We start from the raw sequence: 771 nt of genomic DNA on the forward strand, positions 1-771 counted from the left end.
ACATAAACCAGCTCAAGGCCGTTATTGTCTCGCGGTACTGAGATGCCCCCGTTTACGCCCCATGCACCATCTGAGTTATAACCAAGGATGCCGGTGATGTGATACTGGCCGGTGCCGGTACAGTTGACTTCAGCGCCTTCTGATTCGTCGTTGGTTTCGTAGTGGTCATCGGGGTAGATTAGCACAATAGGTGATGATTTTTTGTAATATCCACTGCTGTCAACTAAGGCATTAGCCCCCAGAGATAAAAGGGTTCCGTTTCCCGCTGGCACAGAATGTACTGACTGGTTTGCACCTGCGCTATTCCTGTGAATAATATTTAATATTGCACTTGATGTAGAAGCCATCGTTTCCAGCGTAGTGGAAAAACCATCTCCCTTTGCAAGCTTTATTCCTGAATACATATTTTTACTTGTAATGGTCATCTGACCACCATTTACAGCAAAACAGTTAACACCCCCATGTGTATAGCCAATACTTCCTGCTCCGTTTATCCAAAGATATGAATCCGGGGTTGATTTAACTGATGTCGTTTTATTATTTTCGTTATAAGAGATCATATCGCTGACCCATTGACGAGATGCTATTTGCCTTGTGCCAGACTCATGCGGGATTTGCAGTATAGACCAGGTATTTTTTCCCTTATCGAACGATGCTATATATCCGAAACCTAAGTTAGTAAAATTGGGGTTTATCCCCATTTGCATCTTGCTGCCGTCTTTTTCTGAGTTAAGGGTACACGTCATGGCGGCAAAATCGATGTTGGAATTT

Annotated in this window: 1 pseudogene; it reads right to left on the reverse strand. The window is 43.6% G+C overall.

Going from position 1 to position 771, the window contains the following annotated elements:
- A pseudogene (locus N7387_RS21310) lies at positions 1–771 on the reverse strand (hypothetical protein); the annotation flags it as partial.

Origin of the sequence: Morganella sp. GD04133, from assembly GCF_029835375.1 — a bacterium.
Lineage (GTDB): Bacteria > Pseudomonadota > Gammaproteobacteria > Enterobacterales > Enterobacteriaceae > Morganella > Morganella morganii_B.